Origin of the sequence: Pseudomonas sp. JV245A (assembly GCF_032424515.1) — a bacterium.
GTDB lineage: Bacteria > Pseudomonadota > Gammaproteobacteria > Pseudomonadales > Pseudomonadaceae > Aquipseudomonas > Aquipseudomonas protegens.
In genome coordinates this window covers 1-277 of record NZ_VYKE01000634.1, presented here as the reverse complement: position 1 = coordinate 277, position 277 = coordinate 1, and the positions used below count along the sequence as shown (strand labels likewise).

1 pseudogene is annotated in these 277 nt (G+C 62.1%); it reads right to left on the bottom strand.

Features of this window, described 5'->3' with window-relative positions:
* A pseudogene (locus tag F6S12_RS33380) lies at positions 1-277 on the bottom strand (tRNA 2-selenouridine(34) synthase MnmH); the annotation flags it as partial.

Here is a 277-nt window from a genome sequence, read left to right as displayed (position 1 = left end):
AACAGGCGCTGGTGACGCTCGCCACCGAGGCGCTTGTGGATCTTGTTCAGGCTTTCCAGCAGGCGCTCGGCGAACAGCGCGAAGCCCTGTTCGCCATGCACCGCCACAAACTCGGCGCAGAGGTTGACCACGTAGTCGTCAAGGATCCTTTGCACCCGGTTGGCCAGGCTGTCCTCCAGCCAGACCATGGGCAAGCCCTGCATGCTCTGGTACAGCGGCAGCGGCAAGGCGCAACTGCCGATCATGCGGTTCTCGTCTTCCAGAACAAAGCTCTGCA